The 3,783-nt window shown below is 49.6% G+C and carries 4 protein-coding genes; 1 reads left to right on the top strand and 3 read right to left on the bottom strand.

Going from position 1 to position 3,783, the window contains the following annotated elements; all coding sequences use genetic code 11:
- Positions 1-317, top strand: a 317-nt coding sequence (miaE, locus tag WBV75_RS11390) for a tRNA isopentenyl-2-thiomethyl-A-37 hydroxylase MiaE (RefSeq protein ID WP_424120719.1), incomplete at its 5' end; no start/stop codon positions are given.
- Positions 318-394: 77 nt separating this feature from the next.
- Here miaE and WBV75_RS11385 read toward each other — a convergent pair.
- The 3 genes from WBV75_RS11385 to WBV75_RS11375 all read right to left on the bottom strand — a co-directional run.
- Entirely contained in the window at positions 395-1,288 is an 894-nt protein-coding gene (locus tag WBV75_RS11385; RefSeq protein ID WP_424120718.1) for a Ppx/GppA phosphatase family protein, read from the bottom strand.
- Entirely contained in the window at positions 1,275-3,362 is a 2,088-nt protein-coding gene (gene ppk1, locus WBV75_RS11380; protein ID WP_424120717.1) for a polyphosphate kinase 1, read from the bottom strand. Before ppk1 ends, WBV75_RS11385 begins: the two co-directional genes overlap by 14 nt.
- 3 nt (positions 3,363-3,365) lie before the next feature.
- Positions 3,366-3,783: SixA phosphatase family protein (locus WBV75_RS11375; protein ID WP_424120716.1), on the bottom strand; the 418-nt coding region annotated here is incomplete at its 5' end.

The raw sequence follows: 3,783 nt of genomic DNA, 5'->3' as shown, positions 1-3,783 counted from the left end.
TTATCGCCCTGATGAAGTTTTTCCCCAAAGGAGGCAGCCGAAGCGAACAACTCGTACACAGGCTGTTGTACGCAGCCCTGATCGAAGCCCGCAGTTGTGAGCGATTCCGGTTGCTCTCCGAACAACTTCAGGATGCAGAGTTGGCAGAATTCTACAGGAAACTTATGATCAGTGAAGCCGGGCACTACACGATGTTCCTGAAATTTGCGCGTCAGTACGGAAATCGGGAAGAAGTCGATAAAAAGTGGGAAGATTTACTGGTTTACGAGGCGGAAATCATGAAAGGACTGGGTACAACGGAAACGGTTCACGGATAAGCTTGTTTTGAACTAAGTCTCCCGGGGTGTATCCCAATTCTCCTTTCCCTACCAAATACCGTCGTCGCGCCGGACGATCAGCTGTTGTGCTCCCTGAAATACAGATCCCGTATAATTCCGTCTGCCAGGCCTATTTGCGGCACGTGGACTTTTTTAACCCCGCTCCACTTAGCGGTGCGTAAAAAAATCTCAGTGGCCGGAAGGATGACATCCGCCCGGTCGGGATTCAGACCCAGTTCTGATATACGCTCGTCGTAACTCATGCTCTTTAAAAAATGATACTGGGCGTTGAGCCAGATAAAAGTAAGCGGTTGCCCAACCTTGCGGCCGGACATTTTATGAAGTTTGTTGATATTGCCCCCGGACCCGATAATCGAAAGTTTGGGAAGGCCCTTCACGGCTTCGCGAACCCACTGCTCTAAGGCTTCCCACTCTGACTCCGCTACCCATTCCTTGATCAGGCGGACTGTTCCGATTTGAAAAGACCTTGAAAGTACAGGCTTCCCCCCTGAGAAGACCGTAAACTCTGTGCTACCCCCACCCACATCCACATACAAATAACTCGCATCTTCCTGCAGGAGCCGGGCCAAATCCGTGCCGGCTATTATGGCGGCCTCCTGCTGACCATCGATCAGCTCGACCTCCAGGCCGGTTTCCTTTAAGATACGCTTTATGATTTCTGCACCATTGCCGGCTTCCCTCAGGGCCGAGGTGGCACAGGCGCGATACTTCTCTACGCCCCCTACCTCAATCAAAAGTAAAAAAGCCTTCAGGGTTTTGACCATACGATCGACGTTGGCCTCCGTAATGGCCCCGATCCCAAAACTGTCCTCCCCCAGGCGGACCGGCACGCGTACCAGGGCATTTTTATAAAACTGTACCGGACGCCCCGGTGTTTCCACAATATTATGCACCAACAACCGCATGGCGTTGGATCCAATATCGATAGCGGCGTATTTACGTATTTTCACCCGGGTCTTTTAATTTTTGCTGGTAGTACGAGTACATCTCAAACTGAGATCGAAAATCAGGAGCCGCGCTCACCCGATAGCTATTGCTTTGCTGGGCATCAAATACCCGGGCCTTGGCATTGTCCTTCCAGGAAATCTCAAAAGTGTCGAGGAGTTCCTGTTTGATTTCCTCGTCGTAAATAGGACATCCTACTTCCACCCGGTAATCCAGATTCCGGGTCATCCAGTCTGCGGAAGAAATATAGACCTGGGGCGCCCCATTATTCCCGAAAATAAAGATCCTGGGGTGTTCCAGGAACTTATCGACCACACTGATGGCCTCTATATTCTCACTCATCCCGGGAATACCCGGTATAAGGCAGCAGATCCCCCGAATGATGAGCTGAATCTTCACCCCGGCATTGCTGGCCTGGTAGAGCAGGTCTACCATGTCATAGGAAGTGAGGCTGTTCATTTTAATCTTTATAAACGCCGGCTTCCCTTCCTGTGCATTAGCGATTTCCGCATCGATGAGCTTTTTAAAACGGGTCCGGGTGTAGTGGGGGGATACAATCAGGTGTTTATACTTGTAGATCTTATAGGAAGTCTCAAAGAAGTTAAAAACCTTATTGAGTTCCTTCAATATGGCCTCATGGGAAGTAAACAAGGTGTAGTCGGTATAAATCCGGGCGGTATTCTCATTAAAATTCCCTGTACTGATAAAACCGTAGCGCTTAAGGTCGCCTCCCTCCTCCCTTTCGATGACGCAAATTTTACTATGCACTTTCAGGCCCGGTACACCAAAAATCAGACGTACGCCCTCCTCCTGAAGTTGTTCGGCATATTCGATGTTGGCCCGTTCGTCAAAACGCGCCTGTAGTTCAATTTGCACGGTAACCTGTTTCCCGTTCTTGGCCGCATTGATAAGGGATGCCGCGACCTGTGAATTGTTGGCCAGGCGATACACCGTGATTTTAATGGTTCGTACCCTCGGATCCAGGGCCGCTTCCCTGAGGAATTTGATCACATACATAAACGTGTGATAGGGCGCATACTGCAGGTGGTCTTTCTCGGCGATCCGTTCAAAAAGGCTGCCATCCAAAGTCAAGCCCTCCACCGGCAGGGGTTTAATCCGCTCATACATCAGGTCTGAGCGCCCCAGGCTCGGAAAACCCATATAGTCCCTGCGATTGTGATAGCGACCCCCGGGAATCACACTGTCCGTATCCTCAATGTTCATCTTCTCCTTAAGGAAATTCAGCGTATCCGCTTCGATGGAACTGTCGTAGACAAAACGCACCGGATCGCTGATTTTACGGTTTTCAACACTGCTGGAAATTTTCTCGATAAAACTCTTACTCAGGTCGTTGTCGATATCCAGTTCCGCATCACGGGTGATTTTGATCATATGGGCCGAGATGGAGGTATAGGAAAACATATTAAAAATGCTCCTGAGCGAATACCGGATCAGGTCATCCAGCAGGATGATATAGTTTCGATTCCCCTCCCTGGGCAGGACAATAAATCGGTCGATTTCCTTCGGAATCTCAATGAGCGCGTACTGGTTCGGGCTCTCATGGGCCGCAGCACTATTGTCTTCTTCCAGCACCATTTTGACAGCCAGATAGGCGGCCGTATCCTTCAGGGTCGGGAACTCAATCACACTGTTCAGTATAATCGTCATCAGGGATGGCCCTACATTCTGGATGAAATACGTTTTCAGGAAATCCTCCTGGTGGGGTTGGATTTCCGTTTCATCGATCAGGAAAATATTTTCCTTCTCCAGCTCCTGTTCGATCTGCTTGAGTATCACCTGGCTATCTTTCTGTTGCCGGATAACAATACTGGTTATCTCATCCAACAGGTCCTTGGCCCGTTCACCCCCCAGGACACTTTTACCCGATTTCCCAGCCTGAACAATGCGTTTCACGGTAGCGTAACGCACCTTAAAAAACTCATCGAGGTTATTGGAGAATATCCCGAGAAAGCGCAGTCTTTCGATTAGCGGGACCTGTACATCCACACTTTCCTGCAAAACGCGTTCGTTAAAACGCAGCCAGCTGATCTCCCGGTTTACATATTGATTTTTATTCATGTTTTATCTTAAGTTTTTTGGAAATACGGTATTTAGCGTATCCCCGTAGGAGATCTCCTTCCAGGAATTAACCGGGAAGGAAAGGTGCACCACCCCGCAAGTGGGAACATTCTCCAGATATTTACTGCCCCATTTATTCGCAATATGCGTCATGGCATTGTTGTGTCCGAAGAGCATCACTTTTTCAAGGGCATCATCCAGGCTCCAGACGTGTTCGCTTACCCCCTGTCCTGAAAAATCGTATAACTCCGGGACTACCTGTACTGATGCAAAAGGAAGTCCCATCTCCCGCATCAGGATCATACAGGTGTGCAGGGCGCGGTTTGCCGGACTTGAAAAAATGGCTTGTACACCCCTGAGCTTCTTTTCAAGGGCCCGGGCGATCAGGTGCGCATCCGTAATACCCCGCTCGCCAAGGGGG

The sequence above is a fragment of the Robiginitalea sp. genome (assembly GCF_049588695.1).
Classification (GTDB): Bacteria; Bacteroidota; Bacteroidia; order Flavobacteriales; family Flavobacteriaceae; genus Robiginitalea.
The sequence above is the reverse complement of the archived record's forward strand: the minus strand, read 5'-3'. Positions and strand labels throughout refer to the sequence as shown.